This is a genomic window from Olleya sp. Ti.3.14 (assembly GCF_038154885.1).
In the GTDB taxonomy this organism is placed as follows: Bacteria; Bacteroidota; Bacteroidia; order Flavobacteriales; family Flavobacteriaceae; genus Olleya.
The window spans coordinates 1-245 of the sequence record NZ_JBAKAO010000109.1 but is presented as its reverse complement, the minus strand read 5'-3'; the positions used below and the strand labels follow the sequence as shown (position 1 = coordinate 245).

Below are 245 nucleotides of genomic sequence, written 5' to 3'. Positions count from 1 at the left end.
CACATGCATCATTTGGATCTGTTCCATCTAATGCTTCTTGTCCATCTGTTACTCCGTCTCCATCTGTATCTGGATCTGTTGGGTCTGTTGTGTTTCCTGCTGGATCTGCTGGTGTAGTTGGATCATCTACGCCTGTAATCTCCTCTACATCTAATAATCCGTCGTTATCACAATCTGCGCCTGAGTCGATTGGTAATGTAATACTTGCGATTACATACTCACATGCATCATTTGGATCTGTTCCA

At 43.3% G+C, this 245-nt stretch carries 1 pseudogene; it reads right to left on the bottom strand.

Going from position 1 to position 245, the window contains the following annotated elements:
* A pseudogene (locus V6251_RS15495) lies at positions 1 to 245 on the bottom strand (hypothetical protein); the annotation flags it as partial.